At 47.6% G+C, this 18,658-nt stretch carries 18 protein-coding genes; 9 read left to right on the top strand and 9 right to left on the bottom strand.

Annotated features, from left to right (window positions below; genetic code table 11):
• Nucleotides 1–35: 35 nt before the first annotated feature.
• The gene (gene tkt / locus ACN08Z_RS04935) at nt 36–2,150 is read right to left on the bottom strand and encodes a transketolase (RefSeq protein ID WP_419103478.1); all 2,115 of its coding nucleotides are present in this window, start codon (nt 2,148–2,150) and stop codon (nt 36–38) included.
• A gap of 415 nt (nt 2,151–2,565) precedes the next feature.
• On the opposite strand from tkt, the gene ACN08Z_RS04930 reads away from it, so the two are divergent.
• Nucleotides 2,566–3,543: a heme o synthase gene (locus tag ACN08Z_RS04930; RefSeq protein ID WP_419103477.1), complete on the top strand. Its 978-nt coding sequence runs from the start codon at nt 2,566–2,568 to the stop codon at nt 3,541–3,543.
• Nucleotides 3,544–3,609: 66 nt separating this feature from the next.
• Here the strand turns inward: ACN08Z_RS04930 and ACN08Z_RS04925 are convergent, their stop codons facing one another.
• Genes ACN08Z_RS04925 through ACN08Z_RS04915 form a run of 3 tightly spaced genes read right to left on the bottom strand, consistent with a single transcriptional unit; the run spans nt 3,610 to nt 6,515 of the window.
• Nucleotides 3,610–4,686, bottom strand: a complete 1,077-nt coding sequence (locus ACN08Z_RS04925) for a COX15/CtaA family protein (protein WP_419103476.1) — start codon at nt 4,684–4,686, stop codon at nt 3,610–3,612.
• A 39-nt stretch (nt 4,687–4,725) separates the two neighbouring features.
• On the bottom strand, nt 4,726–5,493 hold the full coding sequence (locus tag ACN08Z_RS04920; RefSeq protein ID WP_419103475.1) for an ABC transporter permease: 768 nt from the start codon (nt 5,491–5,493) through the stop codon (nt 4,726–4,728).
• Nucleotides 5,490–6,515, bottom strand: a complete 1,026-nt coding sequence (locus ACN08Z_RS04915) for an ABC transporter ATP-binding protein (RefSeq protein WP_419103474.1) — start codon at nt 6,513–6,515, stop codon at nt 5,490–5,492. The genes ACN08Z_RS04920 and ACN08Z_RS04915 overlap by 4 nt, the downstream gene beginning before the upstream one ends.
• Nucleotides 6,516–6,902: 387 nt before the next feature.
• On the opposite strand from ACN08Z_RS04915, the gene ACN08Z_RS04910 reads away from it, so the two are divergent.
• From ACN08Z_RS04910 to ACN08Z_RS04885, 6 genes are all read left to right on the top strand, one after another.
• Nucleotides 6,903–7,664 carry a helix-turn-helix transcriptional regulator gene (locus ACN08Z_RS04910; protein ID WP_419103473.1) on the top strand — a complete coding sequence of 254 codons (762 nt, stop codon included), beginning with the start codon at nt 6,903–6,905 and terminating at the stop codon, nt 7,662–7,664.
• A 52-nt stretch (nt 7,665–7,716) separates the two neighbouring features.
• Nucleotides 7,717–9,174 (top strand): Fe-S cluster assembly protein SufB, encoded by a 1,458-nt coding sequence (sufB, locus tag ACN08Z_RS04905; RefSeq protein ID WP_419103472.1) that lies wholly within the window; start codon nt 7,717–7,719, stop codon nt 9,172–9,174.
• 2 nt (nt 9,175–9,176) lie between these two features.
• A complete protein-coding gene (gene sufD, locus ACN08Z_RS04900; RefSeq protein ID WP_419103471.1) occupies nt 9,177–10,409 on the top strand; it encodes a Fe-S cluster assembly protein SufD in 1,233 nt (410 codons plus the stop codon).
• A gap of 34 nt (nt 10,410–10,443) precedes the next feature.
• On the top strand, nt 10,444–11,199 hold the full coding sequence (gene sufC, locus ACN08Z_RS04895; RefSeq protein WP_419103470.1) for a Fe-S cluster assembly ATPase SufC: 756 nt from the start codon (nt 10,444–10,446) through the stop codon (nt 11,197–11,199).
• A 21-nt stretch (nt 11,200–11,220) separates the two neighbouring features.
• Nucleotides 11,221–11,553: a metal-sulfur cluster assembly factor gene (locus ACN08Z_RS04890; RefSeq protein WP_419103469.1), complete on the top strand. Its 333-nt coding sequence runs from the start codon at nt 11,221–11,223 to the stop codon at nt 11,551–11,553.
• Nucleotides 11,554–11,750: 197 nt separating this feature from the next.
• Nucleotides 11,751–13,349: an ABC-F family ATP-binding cassette domain-containing protein gene (locus ACN08Z_RS04885; protein WP_419103468.1), complete on the top strand. Its 1,599-nt coding sequence runs from the start codon at nt 11,751–11,753 to the stop codon at nt 13,347–13,349.
• Nucleotides 13,350–13,356: 7 nt separating this feature from the next.
• Here the strand turns inward: ACN08Z_RS04885 and ACN08Z_RS04880 are convergent, their stop codons facing one another.
• The 4 genes from ACN08Z_RS04880 to ACN08Z_RS04865 form a co-directional block, all read right to left on the bottom strand.
• Nucleotides 13,357–14,094, bottom strand: coding sequence for a metal-dependent hydrolase (locus ACN08Z_RS04880; RefSeq protein WP_419103467.1), 738 nt, complete (start codon nt 14,092–14,094; stop codon nt 13,357–13,359).
• Nucleotides 14,095–14,124: 30 nt separating this feature from the next.
• The gene (locus ACN08Z_RS04875) at nt 14,125–15,093 is read right to left on the bottom strand and encodes an SURF1 family protein (RefSeq protein ID WP_419103466.1); all 969 of its coding nucleotides are present in this window, start codon (nt 15,091–15,093) and stop codon (nt 14,125–14,127) included.
• 103 nt (nt 15,094–15,196) lie between these two features.
• Nucleotides 15,197–15,457 carry a hypothetical protein gene (locus ACN08Z_RS04870; protein ID WP_419103465.1) on the bottom strand — a complete coding sequence of 87 codons (261 nt, stop codon included), beginning with the start codon at nt 15,455–15,457 and terminating at the stop codon, nt 15,197–15,199.
• Nucleotides 15,457–15,903 (bottom strand): DUF3099 domain-containing protein, encoded by a 447-nt coding sequence (locus ACN08Z_RS04865; RefSeq protein ID WP_419103464.1) that lies wholly within the window; start codon nt 15,901–15,903, stop codon nt 15,457–15,459. The genes ACN08Z_RS04870 and ACN08Z_RS04865 overlap by 1 nt, the downstream gene beginning before the upstream one ends.
• Before the next feature lie 242 nt (nt 15,904–16,145).
• On the opposite strand from ACN08Z_RS04865, the gene ACN08Z_RS04860 reads away from it, so the two are divergent.
• Both ACN08Z_RS04860 and ACN08Z_RS04855 read left to right on the top strand, forming a co-directional pair.
• Entirely contained in the window at nt 16,146–16,862 is a 717-nt protein-coding gene (locus tag ACN08Z_RS04860; protein ID WP_419103463.1) for a beta-ketoacyl-ACP reductase, read from the top strand.
• A 28-nt stretch (nt 16,863–16,890) separates the two neighbouring features.
• Complete coding sequence (locus ACN08Z_RS04855) at nt 16,891–17,637, top strand: SDR family oxidoreductase (protein ID WP_419103462.1); 747 nt, start codon at nt 16,891–16,893, stop codon at nt 17,635–17,637.
• Nucleotides 17,638–17,695: 58 nt separating this feature from the next.
• Here the strand turns inward: ACN08Z_RS04855 and serB are convergent, their stop codons facing one another.
• Nucleotides 17,696–18,628, bottom strand: a complete 933-nt coding sequence (gene serB / locus ACN08Z_RS04850; protein ID WP_419103461.1) for a phosphoserine phosphatase SerB — start codon at nt 18,626–18,628, stop codon at nt 17,696–17,698.
• Nucleotides 18,629–18,658 lie beyond the last annotated feature (30 nt).

The raw sequence follows: 18,658 nt of genomic DNA, 5'->3' as shown, positions 1-18,658 counted from the left end.
ATTACATCCTCATGATTGTAGGGAGTGTGAAAGTGTTATCGGGTGGTAGCAGAAATAGACTCTTGAGCTGCTTGTACAACAGCTTCTGGAGTGATTCCAAATTCGCGGTAGAGAACGTCTGCACCAGCTGACGCTCCAAAATGTTCTAGAGAGACAGCGCGGCCGGCATCTCCAAGAATGTCGTACCAGCTCATTGCAGATCCTGCTTCAACCGTAACTCGAGCTTTAACTTCTGGAGGGATAACGCTGTGACGGTATTCCTCAGACTGTTCAGCAAACCATTCACGAGAAGGCATTGAAATCACTCGTGCAGCTACGCCCTGCTCTTTCAAAAGAGAACGTGCGTTGAGGGCAATTTCTACTTCTGAACCAGTCGCAATCAAAAGAACGTCAGGGGTTCCTTCTGTATCAACAAGAACATAACCACCACGTGCAGTACCTTCTGCTGACGCAAATTTTTCACCCTCAGCTTCAGGATGAATGTCTTCTCGTGCGATATTAACAAGGTTCTGGCGTGAAAGAACCAACCCCACCGGGCGATCTTTCGTCTCGAGAACTTTCCGCCACGCAACCGATGTTTCATTACCATCTGCAGGGCGCACAACATCCAATTGAGGAATTGCTCGCAATGCTGAAAGGTGTTCTACCGGTTGATGCGTTGGACCATCTTCTCCTAAACCAATAGAGTCGTGGGTCCACACAAAAATATTAGGAACACCCATCAACGCCGCAAGACGAACTGCTGGACGTTGATAATCAGAGAACACAAAGAACGTGCCGTTGAACGGACGAGTCGGCGAAGAGAGTGCGATACCGTTGCAGATAGCCGCTGCAGCATGTTCACGGATACCAAAGTGCAAGACTCGACCATATGGGCTGGCATTCCAACTATCAGTGCTACGAGAAACAGGATTGAAAGATGACGCGCCGTCAATAGTGGTGTTATTAGAACCAGCAAGGTCCGATGAACCGCCCCAAAGCTCAGGGAACGTATCAGCAATAGCGTTGATAACTTTTCCAGAAGCGGCACGTGTTGCAATGCTTGAGCCAGCTTCAAAAGTGGGGAAAGCCTGCTCATAGTTTTCTGGAAGCTCACCGGCACTTAGACGCTCATAGAGTTTAGCTTCTTCAGGGTGCTCTTGCTTCCACTTTTCAAAGAGAGTGTCCCACTGCTGTCGAGACTGTTCTGCACGTTGCCGAACACTACGAGTATGCTCAAGAATCTCATCATCAATATAGAATGATTTTTCAGGGTCAAACCCAAGGACTTCTTTGGTTGCAGCAACCTCATCAGCACCGAGCTTAGAACCGTGAATACCGCCGGTATTCTGCTTATTGGGAGCAGGCCAACCAATAATAGTGCGTAACTCAATAATGCTGGGCTTATCTGTAACTTCTTTAGCCCGTGCAATTGCCTCATAGAGCTCTTCAACATCTTCAACGTAGTCACCACTACGCGTCCAGTCTACACGTGCAGTATCCCAACCGTATGACTCGTACCGTTTGAGGATATCTTCTGTGAATGCGACGTCAGTGTCGTTTTCAATGGAAATATGATTGCGGTCAAAAATGACGACGAGGTTTCCAAGCTCCTGATGCCCAGCAAGCGCACAAGCTTCAGCTGTCACACCCTCTTGGACGTCTCCTTCAGAAGCAATGGTGTAAATAGTATGGTCAAAAGGTGACTGACCAGCAGGGGCTTCAGGATCGAAAAGTCCTCGCATGCGTCGTTGCGCATACGCAAAACCAACAGCAGAAGCTAGTCCTTGCCCCAACGGACCTGTCGTAATCTCAATACCGCGAGTATGACCGTATTCAGGGTGACCAGGAGTGAGTGCACCCCATGTGCGAAGAGCCTTGAGGTCGTCCATCTCAAGGCCATAACCACTCAGATACAGTTGAATATAAGCGGTAAGTGAGCTGTGACCGGGGGAGAGAATGAAACGGTCACGTCCTGCCCAACGATCATCACGGGGATCATGCTGCATGACCTTCTGATAGAGCAAATATGCAACGGGGGCTAAGCTCATTGCCGTGCCTGGGTGTCCCGAACCTACTTTTTCAACAGCATCTGCCGCTAAGATTCGGGCTGTATCAACAGCTCGTTGGTCCTTCTCTGTCCAATTGAGTTTCTGATCAAGATGTGGCACGTTGTCTCCCTTTCATAGAGATAGTGATGCAATACAGCGGTTACAGGAACGACATTAGTACAAATAGTTCAGGATGTTTAGCTGTACAACTGCACATTAAGTTAGTTCTAAGGATAATTGAAAATACGGCAGGAAGGAGGACTTTCCTCAACTTCTCGTGATGTCGGTTCTGTTCCTTAGCCTATTGCGTGCTTTATTATGATTATTCTTCTAAAAGGTATAGCATTGGTTTGACAGTCTGCTCCTTTAACATGCTCAAAATCGGTTGTAGGTATCCCCAAAGTAGAGGCAACACCACCGAAAAGAGCTGAAGAGTGAGGACTTAATCTCACCCGAGAAGATTTCACCATATGAAATACCCAACGGGAATACTAACTACACACATACAACGATTCTGGTAGGGAGCCCAACGTTAGTGAAGGGTCTAAGCACACATCGCGGCACTGAAGCTCAAACAACAGCATCAGACACGCCCAAAGGATCGCGCAAAGTGAGCCTTATGCGTAAGCTCATCGCCTATATTCACCTGACAAAACCTCAGGTGATTGAGCTTCTCCTCGTCACAACCGCCCCAACCATGATGTTTGCAGCGGGCGGAATGCCCCCCTTCTGGCTTATTATCAACACCATGGTTGGCGGAGCTATGGCAGCCGGCGCATCCGGTGCTTTCAACTGTTATATCGACAGAGAAGCAGACCGCCTCATGAAAAGAACAGAACGTCGCCCACTCGTCACCGGAGAAGTCAGCGACAAAGAAGCACTCATCTTTGCGTGGGCCCTAGCCATTATCTCGATTGTTTATCTATGGGTTCTCGTTAATCCTTTTGCAAGCGTACTCGGACTCATCGCTATCCTTCTTTACGTTGTGTTCTATTCGCTCTACCTCAAACGTCGCACCACACAAAATATTGTGTGGGGAGGCCTTGCCGGATGTATGCCCGTATTCATTGCGTGGGCCGCCGTCGAAAATACCATCAGTTGGGCAGCAGTAGTCCTTTTCACCGTCATCTTCCTCTGGACACCTCCACACTACTGGCCGTTATCGATGAAATACGCCGAAGACTACCAGCGAGCGGGAATCCCCATGCTTGGGGCTATCGCACCTGCTAAGAGCGTCTCTGTGCAAGTCGTCCTATACTCTTGGGCCATGGTAATTTGTTCTCTGCTCCTTGTCCCACTGGGCGGGGCAGGATGGGTCTATACCCTGACCGCTATTGCCAGCGGTGCTTGGTTCCTCTACCACTGCCACCGTCTGCACGCTTTAGCTATTGCTGGAGAAGCTACTAGCAGAACAGCAATGACTGTCTTCCACGGTTCCATTACCTACCTCACCGTACTCTTTATTGCTGTGGCGATTGACCCATTCGTCGGACACGCACTGATTACCTTATAAAACACCACATAACAAAGCAGGGGTGCCCCAGAGTTTTTCTGGGGCACCCCTGCTTTCATATCAAAATCATATAACAGTACGCTCTTGAGCCAACTGTCGTGACGACTGAGAAGCTATAACCAATTGACGCTCTGCAGCAGAAATAGCCGCCCACGTAAATAATGCAGAGCCTAGTAAATGCATCTCGACCAACCATACCGGAAGACCATTAAAGAACTGTATGTACCCAACAATCCCCTGATAGACGACAACAGCTAGAACCCAATACCAGCTACGGCGTAGAGCCTGAGACCACTGATGTTTTCGTGCCAAATAGAGGGAACTAAGAATAACCATAAGATAGGCCCATACTGAGAAAGAATGCATCCGAGTCACTACCCACGGGTTAAAAGCATGCCTGTGTGCGCTCGGATCACCTGCGTGAGGCCCTGTACCAGTTGTTACTGTTCCCATAAAAATAAGGAAACACACCAACATCACACTGACCCAACCCAAATATTTAAGAAGAGCCGCGCCCTGAGGGACATCCTCATCCGTCATTCCCTCACACTCAAGAACGCCTGATTCAAAGTATCTACGTACACGGTTCAGATAACACGCACCTAAGGCAATCATGATGGCAGAAAGCATGTAATGCGCTGTAACCATCCACGGGTTGAGTTTAAGCAGAACAGATAAACCTCCCACAACAGCTTGAACAGGGATTCCCCAAAGCAACAAGAGAGAAAGATTAAAAAGGTCCGAATACTGGTGTTGTGAGTGAGATAAACCTGTAAAAAGTTTCTTCCACCATTGAGACAACGAGGTTGCTTCAGGCAGAGCAATTCGAAGAATTGAGAGAAACGTCAAACCCGTAACAATAATTAAGACAAAGGTCAGCATCCGGTTACCAAACTCTACAAGACCATGAATACCCATCTCTGGGGTTGTTGTCCAAGAACCAGAAGACGTGCATTTAGGCCAGGTGTCACACCCCAGCCCCGAACCGGTAAGGCGTACAATACCGCCAGAAACAATCAAGACGATATTAGCGATGACCACAGCATAGGCCATTTTCAGAACATAAAGATTTGGTGTATACGGAAGGCACACAGAAATAAAATGTGCTTTTACCTCACGGATACGTGCTATAAGCGAAGACAAATAAACCACCTTCAGAGGGGATTGCAGGGTGTGATGTATTTATGCGGACCAACGGAAAAACTTTGTAGCTAAACCGACACAAAGCACCGTCCACATCAGAAGTACAAGATGAGGGATAAGAGCAAACTCATGAGATAAAAACTCAGCTCTCAGAGCATTACCTAGAGCGCCAGAAGGGAGAAAGTCCACAAGCCTTCCCGCAACACTCGGTAAATGGTGCGTAGGCAATAACGTACCGCCAACTGCCGCAAGAATAGCCCATGCCATATTGACGATAGCTAAAGTTGCCTCAGCACGTACCGTTCCTGCAATGAGCAACCCCAAAGCTGTAAAAGACGCCGCACCTAATAATAATGTGGGAAGAGAAGATATGACCGCACCCCACTGAGGAGACCAACCAAGCGTCAACGCCACCAATACAACAAGAACGTACTGAAGGCATAAAACACCTAAAACGGCACACACCTTTCCAACAATAAGACCAGTCTTTCCAAGAGGAGTCGTCGATAGAAAACGCAAAACTCCATAACGACGGTCAAAACCCGTGGCGATACCTTGCCCCGATAAGGCAGTAGAAATAACACACAACGCGAGAACACCGGGAACCGCAATGTTGATACGAGTGCTGTGTAATTCTTGAGCAAAAGAATCTAAGAAACTTGTCCAACTCATCACATAGAGTGCCATGATGGGGAATGCAATATTGAGCATCAGCTGTTCACCATTTTTCAGCATGGCAACAAGCTCATACCGCCCCTGTGCACGTAAGCGTGTGCTCAAAGAAGCTGAACGCGGTGTCGAAATCATGATGAGGACGTTTCCTTTCCTGCGATATCAAGAAAGACATCTTCGAGGGTTCGTGAAGAAAGCTCCATACGTTGTGGGAGAAGTTGACGGGCCGCTAAACTTGCCGTTAGCTCAGCCAAAATACGGGGAGTAATCTCACCGGTCAGAGTATAAGAACCAGGATATGCGGTACTCAACGATAGACCTTTAGACGAAGTCGGTAAGAGCTGAGTAATACTCAAAGAATCGTCAGAGAGTGAAAAATGAAGTGTCTTAACATCTGTTGTTGACTGCTCAACAAGTTCAGGAACAGTTCCTTCTAATACGTTCCGTCCGGCACCAATAATATAAACATAATCAGCAAGCCGTTGAGCATCATCCAGCAGATGAGTTGTCAAAACAATAGCAGTACCCCGATTTTTCTGCTCGGTAATTAAATCAAAAACTACCTGACGAGAATGTGGATCAAGACCTGCCGAAGGCTCATCGAGAAAGAGAATCTCAGGTTTCCCAATAAGAGCTGCCGCAAAAGCAACCCGCTGGCGCTCGCCACCTGAAAGCCTCCTAATATTGGTGCCGTTAAAAGTGTCAATACCTAGCCGTTGAATCAGCTCGTCAAGAGGATACGTCTGCTGATACATCGCTGCGATGTGTTCAAGCAACGGAATAGGGCGCAAAGATTGAGGTAATCCGCCATCTTGTAACATGATGCCAACTCGCGCCCGAAGCTCTGCAGAAGCACCCCACGGATTATGTCCTAGAAGATGAATTTCTCCACTTTCGGGTTTTTGAATCCCCTGTGCACATTCTAAGGTAGTAGTTTTTCCTGCACCATTAGCACCAAGTAAAACGGTTACTTCTCCGGCAAGAGCTTCAAGGCAGATTCCATCTACTGCTCGAACTGTCCCTCGATGCGTTAAGTGATGAGGGTGTTTTTTGCGGTAGCTCTTTGAAGGCTTATATTCCTTGACTAACCGAGAAATTCTCAGTGAGGAGGGTTTCTCATCACTGGCTCGTGAACTCTTGTCTCTATCTTGTGGCACCGTATTATTCTACGTGCTCACACTAGAGTTTTTAGGTAATCGATAACCGAAAACTCCTTAATGATGCCTATAAAAACCTTGAAGAAACCTGTCTATTTCCCTTTTATAAGTTTGCGACACTGCTCTAAAAAATATTTTTCTTGTTGTGCACGGTAGTAAAAATTATTCTCAAAAAAGATTTTTAAAACAGCGTTTAATTTATAAATTAGCTAGTCAAAGCATCTTTTATTGTCTTTATTGGCTCTTGTAAAAAGGCAGTAGTCTCGTTACTTGAGGGTGTTAATCAGTGCTAAAAGTTTCCGTCTGTGCCTAAGTGTGATACTCCTCTAATCTGAAGATAGGTAAACCTTACTAGAGAACTACTCATAATTAGGACATACTTTAGTTGTGTATTCAGCGAATCAAACTTCCAAAAAGAAGGTACCTGGTACGCGCAATGCAGAGACAGAAGAAAAAACTCGAGACAGAGTTTTGCGTGGCGTACTTAATCACGGTCCAGTTTCTGCTGCTAGTCTCGGCGAGGAACTCAATCTCACTCCTGCAGCGGTGCGTCGTCACCTCGACGCACTCGAAGCAGAAGAACTCATTGTCGTAGCGCCTCTCAAACAATACGGAGCCGGCGCAGGACGCCCTGCCAGACGATACGTCATTGCACCCCAAGGGCACACCCAGCTTGGCAACGACTATCTCGACATCGCTCGAGAAGCACTCAAAATGTTGCAACAACAAGTTGGAGAAGACGCACTACGCGCATTCGCCTCAGCAAGAGCTTCAGAGATGGAACAAAAATACCGTCCCATCGTTGAAGCGGCAGGGGAGAACATAGCCAACCGTGCACAAGCCCTTGCCGAAGCAATGACCCGCGACGGCTTCGTCGCAACCGCACAGGTGATGGAACCCCCGCGCGGCAGGGCACTGCCTCGCCACCTACTGGCAAGTATCCAGCTCTGCCAAGGACACTGCCCTGTGCGAGACCTCGCAGAAGACTTCCAAATCTTCTGCGACCAAGAAACCAAAATTATTGCTGACTTACTGGGAGTAGATGTCCGCCGTCTATCCACCATGGCAGCAGGAGCACACGTGTGTACCACACACGTGCCTCTAGCACGTGACATGAGTGAAAACAGCGAAACACAGGCAAAGAAATAAATATTCTTTCGACCATCACACAACTGATAGATTTCCTACAAGAAAGGCCATGATGACTGAACAAGTTGAACGTAACGTCAACAACACCGTCATTTCAGAGATTCTCGAGGCCAACCCTGAACTCGAAGGTATCGGTACCTACGAGTACGGTTGGAAAGATTCCGACGTAGCTGGTGCAACTGCTAAACGTGGCCTCGACGAAGATGTTGTACGCGACATCTCTGCAAAGAAGAACGAACCCGAATGGATGCTCAAAATGCGTCTTAAGGCACTCAAATTCTTCGAACGTAAACCCATGCCCACATGGGGTGCAGACCTATCAGAAATTGACTTCGACAACATCAAATACTTCGTGCGTTCTACCGAACGTCAAGCAGAAAGCTGGGAAGACCTCCCCGAAGATATTCGCAACACCTACGAAAAGCTCGGTATCCCCGAAGCAGAACGTGAACGCCTCGTTGCCGGTGTCGCAGCCCAGTACGAATCTGAGGTGGTCTACCACCAAATTCGTGAAGACCTCGAAAAACAAGGCGTCATCTTCGTCGACACCGACACTGCACTACGCGAACACGAAGACATCTTCCGCGAATACTTTGGCACCGTTATCCCCACCGGCGACAACAAATTTGCTGCGCTGAATACTGCTGTATGGTCTGGTGGATCTTTCGTCTACGTTCCTCCAGGAGTTCACGTCGAAATCCCTCTCCAGGCATACTTCAGAATTAACACTGAAAACATGGGACAGTTCGAACGTACCCTCATTATTGCTGATGAAGGCTCTTACGTTCACTACATTGAAGGCTGCACCGCACCCATCTACAAGTCTGACTCATTGCACTCAGCTGTCGTAGAAATCGTGGTTAAAAAGAATGCCCGTGTACGCTACACCACCATTCAAAACTGGTCTAATAACGTATACAACCTCGTCACCAAACGCACCATCTGCCATGAAGGCGCCACCATGGAATGGGTCGACGGTAACATCGGCTCTAAAGTCACTCAAAAATACCCCGCCGTATATATGGTTGGTGAACACGCTAAAGGCGAGACACTGTCCATCGCTTTTGCTGGTGAAGGACAACACCAAGACACTGGCTCCAAGATGGTGCATATTGCTCCAAATACCTCCTCTTCTATCATCTCTAAGTCCATCGCACGTAATGGCGGACGCTCTGCATACCGTGGCTTAGTGCAGGTTCGTGAAGGCGCAGCACACTCCAAATCAAACGTAGTCTGCGACGCGCTACTGGTTGACACCATCTCTCGTTCGGACACCTACCCCTATGTGGACGTACGAGAAGACGACGTCACCATGGGACACGAAGCAACCGTCTCACGCGTTTCCGAAGAACAATTGTTCTACCTCATGCAGCGAGGACTCAGCGAAGAAGAAGCAATGGCCATGATTGTTCGCGGATTCGTAGAACCTATCGCTCGTGAGCTCCCCATGGAATACGCTCTTGAACTCAATCGCCTTATCGAACTTCAAATGGAAGGATCTGTGGGCTAACGATGACAGCTAAAGAAACCATCACCCATAACTCTCCTGCAATCCCCGGAATGGACGATGAAGGAGAAAAGCTAGCGACTGAACACGCTCATGACGACACCCTACGTGTCGAAACAGCAAGCGTGGACTCTTCACGTGCAGGACGTAAAACCTCCTATCGTGTAGAAGATTTTCCCGCACTTACCGGACGTGAAGAAGACTGGCGCTTTACCCCTCTCAAACGTCTCAAAGGTTTGCACACCGACGCGCTCACTGGAACGCCAATTGCAGCCTCTATCGATGCACCAGAAGCAGTACTGGTTGAGACTGTTTCACGAGAAGACTCACGTATCGGTTCTGCCGGTATCCCCGAAGACCGTGTTGCAGCGAACGCATGGTCACACTTCTCAGAAGCAACCATCATCACCATCCCTCAGGAGACTGAGCTAGACCAGCGCATCAACGTAGAAATTCACGGCGAACACAGTGAACCTACCGCACAACACCTACTCATCGAGACGAAACCTTTCTCTCGTGCTGTGGTCGTACTACGTCATACTGGTTCTGCCGTATTGAGCCAGAACGTTGAGTTCGTCGTCGGTGATTCCTCCACCTTGACCGTTATCTCTCTTCAAGAATGGGACGATGATGCAGTTCACGCATCAGCACAATACGCCTCACTTGGACGTGACAGCAGATTCAAACACGTGAGCATTTCACTCGGCGGAGACCTCGTTCGTGTTACCCCTTCAACGAAATTCAGCGCACCCGGTGCCGAAACTGAAATGTACGGATTGTACTTTGTTGATGCCGGCCAGCACCTCGAATCACGACTCTTTGTCGATCACAGTGTTCCTCGTTGTAAGTCCCGTGTGACCTATAAGGGTGCACTTCAGGGACGTAACGCCCACTCCGTATGGGTTGGCGACGTCTTAATCGGTAAAGAAGCTGAAGGAACCGACACCTACGAGCTCAACCGTAACCTTCTTCTTGAAGACGGACCTCGTGCAGACTCTGTGCCAAACCTAGAAATTGAGACTGGTCTTATCGAAGGCGCCGGACACGCATCAACTACAGGTCAGCTCGATGAGCAGCACCTCTGGTACCTACAAGCTCGCGGTATCCCCGCAGACGAAGCTCGTCGCCTTGTCGTGCGTGGATTCTTGAACGAAATCATTCAGCAAGTACGTATCCCTGAGTTGGAAGAACAACTCATGCAAGCTCTTGAAGCAGAACTTGCAATCAGCAATAACTAACGGTTACGACGGTACAAAAGTTTTTAGGAGAACAATGTCTACTCTCGAAATTAAGGAACTCTACGTTTCTGTCATCCTTGACGATGAAAACTCTAAGCAGATTCTCAAAGGCGTTAACCTCACCATTAACTCCGGTGAAATCCACGCTATTATGGGCCCTAACGGTTCTGGCAAATCTACTTTGGCAGCAACTATCGCCGGTCACCCCAAATACCGTGTAGATTCCGGTGAGATTCTCCTCGACGGTGAAGACGTCACTGAAATGTCTGTTGATGAGCGTGCTCGTGCAGGTCTTTTCCTTGCTATGCAGTACCCTGTCGAAATCCCTGGTGTGACAATGTCTAACTTCTTGCGTTCGGCAAAGACTGCTATTGACGGTCAAGCACCAGCTCTACGCACTTGGACAAAAGATGTCAAAGACGCTATGGGCAAGCTCAAAATTGATGCAGACTTTATCTCTCGTAACGTCAATGAAGGCTTCTCTGGTGGCGAGAAAAAACGTCACGAGATTCTTCAGCTTGAACTGCTCAAACCAAAGTTTGCTGTTCTTGACGAAACTGACTCAGGTCTTGACGTTGACGCATTGAAGATTGTTTCTGAAGGCGTTAACCGTGCTCACCAAGATAACGATATGGGTGTTATGCTCATTACTCACTACACTCGTATCCTTCGTTACATCAAACCTGAATTTGTTCACGTTTTTGTTGACGGACACATGGTAGATCAAGGCGGTCCTGAACTTGCAGACCGTCTAGAAGAAGAAGGCTACGTTTCCTACCTCGGTAAGTAACGAACGAAAGGGACCTACCCCATGGATGAGACAACCGCAGCTGGTCGTCCCTCACAAGAGGAGCTTGAAGAAGTCCTCAAAAATGTGATTGACCCAGAACTTGGCGTGAACATCGTTGACCTTGGCTTACTCTACGGTATGCGTTGGAATGACGAGGGCGTCCTTGTTCTTGACATGACACTCACAACAGCAGCATGCCCGCTACAAGACGTTATTGAAGAGCAGGTTAAACAAAACCTTGAACTCATCCTTGACGCTTGGCATGTGAACTGGGTGTGGATGCCACCGTGGGGTCCTGAACGTATTACCGAAGACGGACGCGATATGATGCGTGCTTTAGGGTTTAATATCTAATGACTTCATACATAGATTAGAAACCTATATGTGATTGCCTTGGTACAAGAATGAAAAGTTATTCTTGCACCAAGGCAATCTGCTCTTAATAGCGTGTTCTATAGCTCTATTATCAAAGAACGTGTAGAAGACGAGGTGTTCTTGATAAGTCGTACTAGACTAAATAAATACGTTTACTTTAGGTGAAAGGTTTTTCCTTGATTACTGTTTCTGACCTCGAACTAAGAGCCGGAGCTCGCCTGCTCATGGAAGAGGTAAACTTCCGTATTGATAAAGGCGATAAAATTGGTCTAGTAGGACGTAACGGGGCCGGAAAAACCACCATGACTAAAGTCCTTGCAGGGATAACACTACCTGCCGGTGGCGATATAATACGTCAAGGAAAAATCGGTTACCTTCCTCAAGACCCAGCCATCGATGATATGTCTCAACTGGCAAAAGACCGTATTTTCTCTGCTCGTGGATTAGACGGAATATCACGTAAAATGCGCCAAGCACAAGAAGAAATGGCCAGCGAAGACCCCGATATTTGTGCTCGTGGAATGCGCCGGTATGACCGACTTGAAGCAGAATTCATCGCCGGTGGGGGATACGCCGCAGAATCAGAAGCTGCCTCAATTACTAACAATCTTGACTTACCTGAGCGTATTCTCAACCAGCCGTTGTCCACACTTTCTGGTGGGCAACGTCGACGTGTTGAACTAGCACGCATCCTATTTTCTGACGCAGATACGATGCTCCTTGACGAGCCAACCAACCACCTTGATGCTGATTCTGTGATGTGGCTTCGAGAATTTCTTAAAAACTTCCAAGGCGGATTATTGGTAATCAGCCACGATGTAGAGTTAATGGAACTGGTCGTCAACAAAGTGCTATACCTTGACGCAAACCGTTGCCTTGTTGATGTCTACAACATGAGCTGGAAGAACTATCTGAACCAACGTGAACAGGACGAAGCTCGTCGCAAACGTGAACGTGCCAACGCACAGAAAAAAGCTTCAACCTTGATGGAACAAGCACAAAAAATGCGCGCCAAGGCAACGAAAGCGGTTGCTGCTCAGCAAATGATGAAACGTGCCGAACGCTTAATGCGCAGCGTAGAAGAAGAACGGATCGTTGATAGAGTGGCAGCTATCCGATTCCCTTCACCAGCACGATGCGGTAAAACCCCCATTACGGCAGAAAGCCTCTCAAAATCCTACGGTTCTTTGGAAATCTTCACCGACGTAGATTTAGCAATTGACCGTGGCTCTCGTGTCGTGATTCTCGGATTCAACGGTGCCGGAAAAACTACGTTACTTCGTATGCTTGCGGGGGTTACCACCGCCGATACTGGTGAAGTGAACTACGGTCACGGCGCAAAAATTGGGTATTTTGCTCAGGAACATGAAGTCCTTGACCCAGAACGGTCCGTAGTGGAGAATATGCGTTCGGCTGCACCAGATCTTGACGACACCGAAGTCCGTACCATTCTTGGATCTTTCTTATTCTCTGGAGACGACGTCGATAAACCAGCGGGAGTACTCTCCGGCGGCGAAAAAACACGACTATCTCTTGCAACGTTAGTTGCTTCATCAGCAAATGTTTTACTACTCGATGAACCAACCAACAACCTTGACCCCGCATCACGTTCAGAGATTCTTAAAGCTCTAAAAACATATGAGGGAGCAATTGTCATGGTTTCACACGACGAAGGTGCTGTTCGAGCCCTCAACCCAGAGCGTGTATTACTATTACCAGACGGTGTCGAAGACCACTGGAACAAGTCATACGAAGATCTCATTGCTCTGGCATAAGAGACAATTACCACTCGAAAAAACCACTTAACGATATAAACACCCACACGATATATAGCATCAGTGCCACGGCGAGAAATTGCTCTCGTCGTGACCCTGACGCCCCAAGAATAGGTAACGCCATATTGCCAGATTTTTTCCAGAAAATGGATGAAATAGGAGCTTTGATAGTTAACGGCCATAATAGGTTAACTCCACGTCGAGTCAGCGCATCTCCCAGAATATGAACGCTTGAACCCACACCAATCACTAGAGGGAAAAACTCTATAGGTTGTGAAGAATAATAGGTAAAAGAAGCAACAGCGACAGCACCTAACCAGCCGCCTGGTGCACCAAAAGTTCGTAATGCTAAACCGCCAGCATACGCAACCAGAATAATAGATAACCAAGGAACTCCCCACCATAAATAGTGAGGGGAGCTCAAAGCCAGTGCCCAAAATATTCCTACTCCGATGAACGAATGAGTGCCTTGACGATGGCCTCCACTCAACCGCTGTACTACGGCACATATCCAACCGGATAAAGGAGGTATTGAACGGGCAATAGTTCCATTTCGATGGTCAATATCGGGGAGCATGCCTGCTCCTGCACACGCCAACGTTGTCACAAATATCGTAGGATGATCTGTAATCGGTACGACGCCATGATGAACTAACGCTAACCATGTTGCTGCAGCACTTAGAGAATGCGTATACCCCATCATCTTTATCTCACTCTCATCAAAGGCAAAGATAAAAGATAACATATTCTCTAATCAGAGCGCTATTTGGGGGAGCTATTGGTTGTCATACGCTTCTAATAAAGCATCCTCTTCTTCCTCATCACTGGGGCGAGCCCGTTTTTTCTGAATCCGAGGGCGAACAATAGACTTCATATGAGCCGGCATATCATCTGCCATCTCCATCTTACGAAGAACAACTTCTTCATCTTCTTCGCCAATATAATTTCCCTGATCATCATAAAACTGGCGATAATACTGCTCTAACTCTGCAGCCACCTGACGGTCAATCTCATCATTACGCACTTTCTGACGAGCTAACCAAATAAAGGCAATATAACTCATCGCCGCAAAAACGTACCACTGCACAGAATACGAAAGATTAGGCCCCACATCTAGTTCGGGCTCTTTAAGCTTCTCAGGAGCAATAGCTGGGGCGGGGGACTCTGTTGCCAGAATCCCATAAGCTCCTTGAGCAATATCTAACCCCGTATGCTTTGCAGCCTCCTGCAAATTGATAGAAGGAATCTGACCAGCCGGAGAATCTTTACCCGTCGATAACTCGCCACGATGAACCCTGACCACAAGAGAAACCTCCCCCTGAGGAGCCACCGGAATATCGATATTTTCGGCTGCGGCGTCAAAAAGATCTGCTGGAATCCACCCACGATCAACCAACACGACCGTTGAACTATCAGATACTCTAAAAGGCACTAACACCTCAAAACCGTTTAACCCCTCAAAAGGACGGTTACGCACAAGAAGCGTCTGCTCTGAAAGATACTCTCCACGAAGACTCACCGGATGCCACTGCTCAGATACCTGAAAATCATCAAAGATATGAGGCACCTCAGCCAAAGAGTAAGCAGGAGCATGATAATTATTTGTAATCAGAGAATTCTTATAATCTAAAGCTTCCTTACGACCCATCTGCCATTGAGCAAGATAAAGGCACAACACCGAAAATAAGACACAAAAAATGAAACCAGCAATCCACTTACCAGAGAACAAAAACCTGTACACCATCACCACATGCTTTCAAAACCTATAACAGGGGGATTACGCTCGCTTCATCCTACGTGAGAGAACCTCATACTAGTCTACCGTGAAGCAAAACCCTCAACGAACGCTACAGCTCATCCTCTACCGAAAAAGGTAAAGTCTCCTTTAGAAAAGATCGAGAGCCAAGAAAATCCTCTAAAAATTGACGATGTGCAGAACACGCTAACCATACTTTGCGACGCTCAGGAGCATGAACTCTAGGGTTATTCCAGAGAAGTTTCCACTGCGCCAACTCCTGACAACCACGACGTGAACAACAAGGCATAGGAGCCTCGAACGGACTATCAGGAAGCTGACCCGACTCCGATAAAGCACCAAGAATATCCACTACGCGTCACGTCCTAAAGAATCTGACGAGGAAATAACCTCACCATCAATCACCCACACATCATCTGAACCATTCTCAAAAGTATCGTGTTCAGACGAATGCGTCACTGTATCTGCACCAAGAGCTAACCGCTGTTGTTCAGAAGGATCATACGGCGAAAAATCACTACCAGCACCACGATGATGACCGTTAGCAACAACTACAGCAAACCACGGCAAGAGAGCAGCGCCCATAAAGAACACCACTGACACCCACCCATGCGTAAGTACCGCACCAATAATACAGACAACACGCAACGCCATCTTTATTGAATATAAACGCCAGCGTTGATCAACACTTTCCGAATGAGGACTAGGCGCTTGAGTAATGGAATACACTTCAGGCTCAGAAGAACCCACATACCCTAACTGCTCAACATCTTCTGCTGTCCAATATTTTTTTGACATCTCGCCTCCCTTCCTCAATTTCACAGAGCACTACGCACACACCAGTCTAGAACTTTATCCAGAGAACACAACAACTTTTATGACACTTAAACCAGCAAGTGCAACTAAGAATAGAATTCTCCACAAAAACCCACAATATCCTCGAAAAAGCTTTTACCAGCAAAAACAACTCCAGTAACCACAGCCCAAAAAGCGTAGTATTACCCACAAGACACTACGACCAACCACCAGAAAAGAACAACATGACAGAACAAACACCTAAAACCATCCTCGTCACAGGCGGAAACCGCGGTATAGGATACGCCATCGCACAAGCCTTCAAAAACCAAGGACACAACGTCTGCATCACCTACCGCAGCGGAGAAGCCCCGCAAGAATTCTTCAGCGTCAAAGCCGACGTAAAAGACACCGAATCCATCAACGCCGCCTACGAACTCATCGAAAAAACCTACGGGCCAGTAGAAATCCTCATCGCGAACGCAGGTATCACCCGTGACACTCTCCTCATGCGCATGACCGAAGAAGATTTTACCGACGTCATCGACACCAATCTCACCGGAGCTTTCCGCGTCGTACAACGAGCCACCAAAGGAATGCTCAAACTGAAACGAGGACGTATTATCTTCATTTCCTCCGTCGTAGGACTCTACGGAAGTGCCGGACAAACAAACTACGCAGCCTCAAAATCTGCCCTTATCGGAATGGCACGCTCCATCACCCGAGAACTCGGCGCTCGCAACATCACCGCTAACGTTATCGCCCCAGGTTTTGTTAACACTGAGATGACTGCTGCTCTACCCGAAAAAGTTCAGCAACAATATCGAGACGCTATCCCCGCCAAAAAATTTGCTGAACCAGAAGATATCGCACACGTGGCAACATGGCTTGCCAGCGAACAAGCCCATTACATCAGCGGTGCAGTAATCCCCGTAGACGGCGGATTAGGCATGGGACACTAACAACGCTTTATCGAAAGGTACTAAGACGATGACAGAACTACAGCAAAAACACATTATTATTACGGGCTCTTCACGAGGAGTCGGCGCAGACACCGCAGAAATACTTGCCGGTCAAGGAGCACGGGTTGTTGTTAACTATCGCTCTAAAGCTCCAAGAGCGCAAAAAGTTGTACACGCAATTCATGAAGCAGGTGGCGAAGCCATCGCTATTGGGGCAGACATCACAATAGAAGCAGAAGCACAGAAACTCATCCATGATGCAGTTACAGAATACGGGCCCATTGACTACCTCATTCTTAACGCCTCAGGCGGTATGGAAAGTGGAATGCCAGAGGACTACGCTATGGTTCTCAACCGTGACTCACAACTACGTCTAGCCCGCTTAGCAGCTGAACATATGAACCCTGGATCACGTATCGTCTTTGTGACCAGCCACCAAGCGCATTTTATTCGTGAAGTTTCTACCATGGCAGAATACCAGCCTGTGGCAGAATCAAAACGCGCAGGAGAGGACGCACTTCTCGCAGAGGTTCCAACACTCAACGAGCAAGGAATCTCTTTGGTTGTTGTTTCAGCCGATATGATTGAGGGAACTGTGACTGCAACCTTATTGAACCGGTTGCATCCAGGAGCGCTAGAGCAGCGTCGTGAAGAAGCCGGAAAACTATACACTGTTCATGAGTTTGCTCAAGAAATTGCACGTATGGTCACAGAAAAAGTAGATAGCGGCCATATTGAACTAGTCGGCGGCGCACAAGGCTTTATCCAAGACTAAAAATTCCTAATATTGTGAGTCTCTTTCGGTAAGAACAACTCTTACCGAAAGAGACTTTTTAAAGACCCATAAAATGTAGTACGGCATCTAAACGCAAGAAATTGAGCTGAACATCAGATGCTAACTGAAGTGAAGGCTTAGCGCAGAAAGCTACACCTAAAGCAGCCTCTTCCAACATGAAAATATCGTTGGCTCCATCTCCGATTGCAACAACATGAGATAGCGGAACGTTCTCTTCTGCAGCCCACTTTTGAAGATACAAACGTTTAGCCTCTGGTGTAACAACTTCACCTATGACTTTTCCGGTGAGTACCTGCTGAACAATATCTAACGTATTAGCGTGTGCGTAGTCGAGACCAATACGATGAGCCAAAGGGTGAAGAATATGGGTGAAACCACCAGAGACAGCCGCAATCTTATGACCTTTTGAGTGGAGAGCCTCGATAAGACGTAAAACTCCGGGCGAGAGCGTTAATTGATGTATGACATGTTCAATAGCTTGCTTGGGAACGCCTTCGAGCGCCTTCACTCTCTCCCTGAGCGACTCCTCAAACACAAGGTGCCCGTTCATTGCGCGCTCAGTGATTTCCTGAACGTGCTCTGCTTTACCAGCGTGTCGTGCCAGCTCATCAATAACTTCTTCTCGAATAAGCGTTGAATCGACATCTAAAACTATGAGCTTTTTTGCGGAGGTATAGAGTTCTTCTTGGACGGCGTGAATGCTTAACCTTGCAGTATTCGTCACCTGTTGGTTGAGTTCTTTTCGGAGTTCTTGTATCGAGCCGTCATATTGTGCACGGACCTGTACCATCTGGTAACCGGGGCCAGAGGCTTCTTGCAAATGGTGAATGGGGGAGAATACCTCTGATACTTGGTGGGAATCTACCGATAAAGAGGGTATAGCTGAAACGGTCTGAGAGAGGTGGGTATGTTGTTGCGAGAAGAACTCTGGTTCGGTGCATAAGGAAGTTATACGTACGGCAATGCTCATAAGAGTTAGTGTACTCAGCTTGATGAGTGA

Origin of the sequence: Rothia sp. P7181, from assembly GCF_048513015.1 — a bacterium.
In the GTDB taxonomy this organism is placed as follows: Bacteria; Actinomycetota; Actinomycetes; order Actinomycetales; family Micrococcaceae; genus Rothia.
Note: the sequence above shows the minus strand (reverse complement) of the source record. Positions and strands in the feature narration are given on the sequence as shown.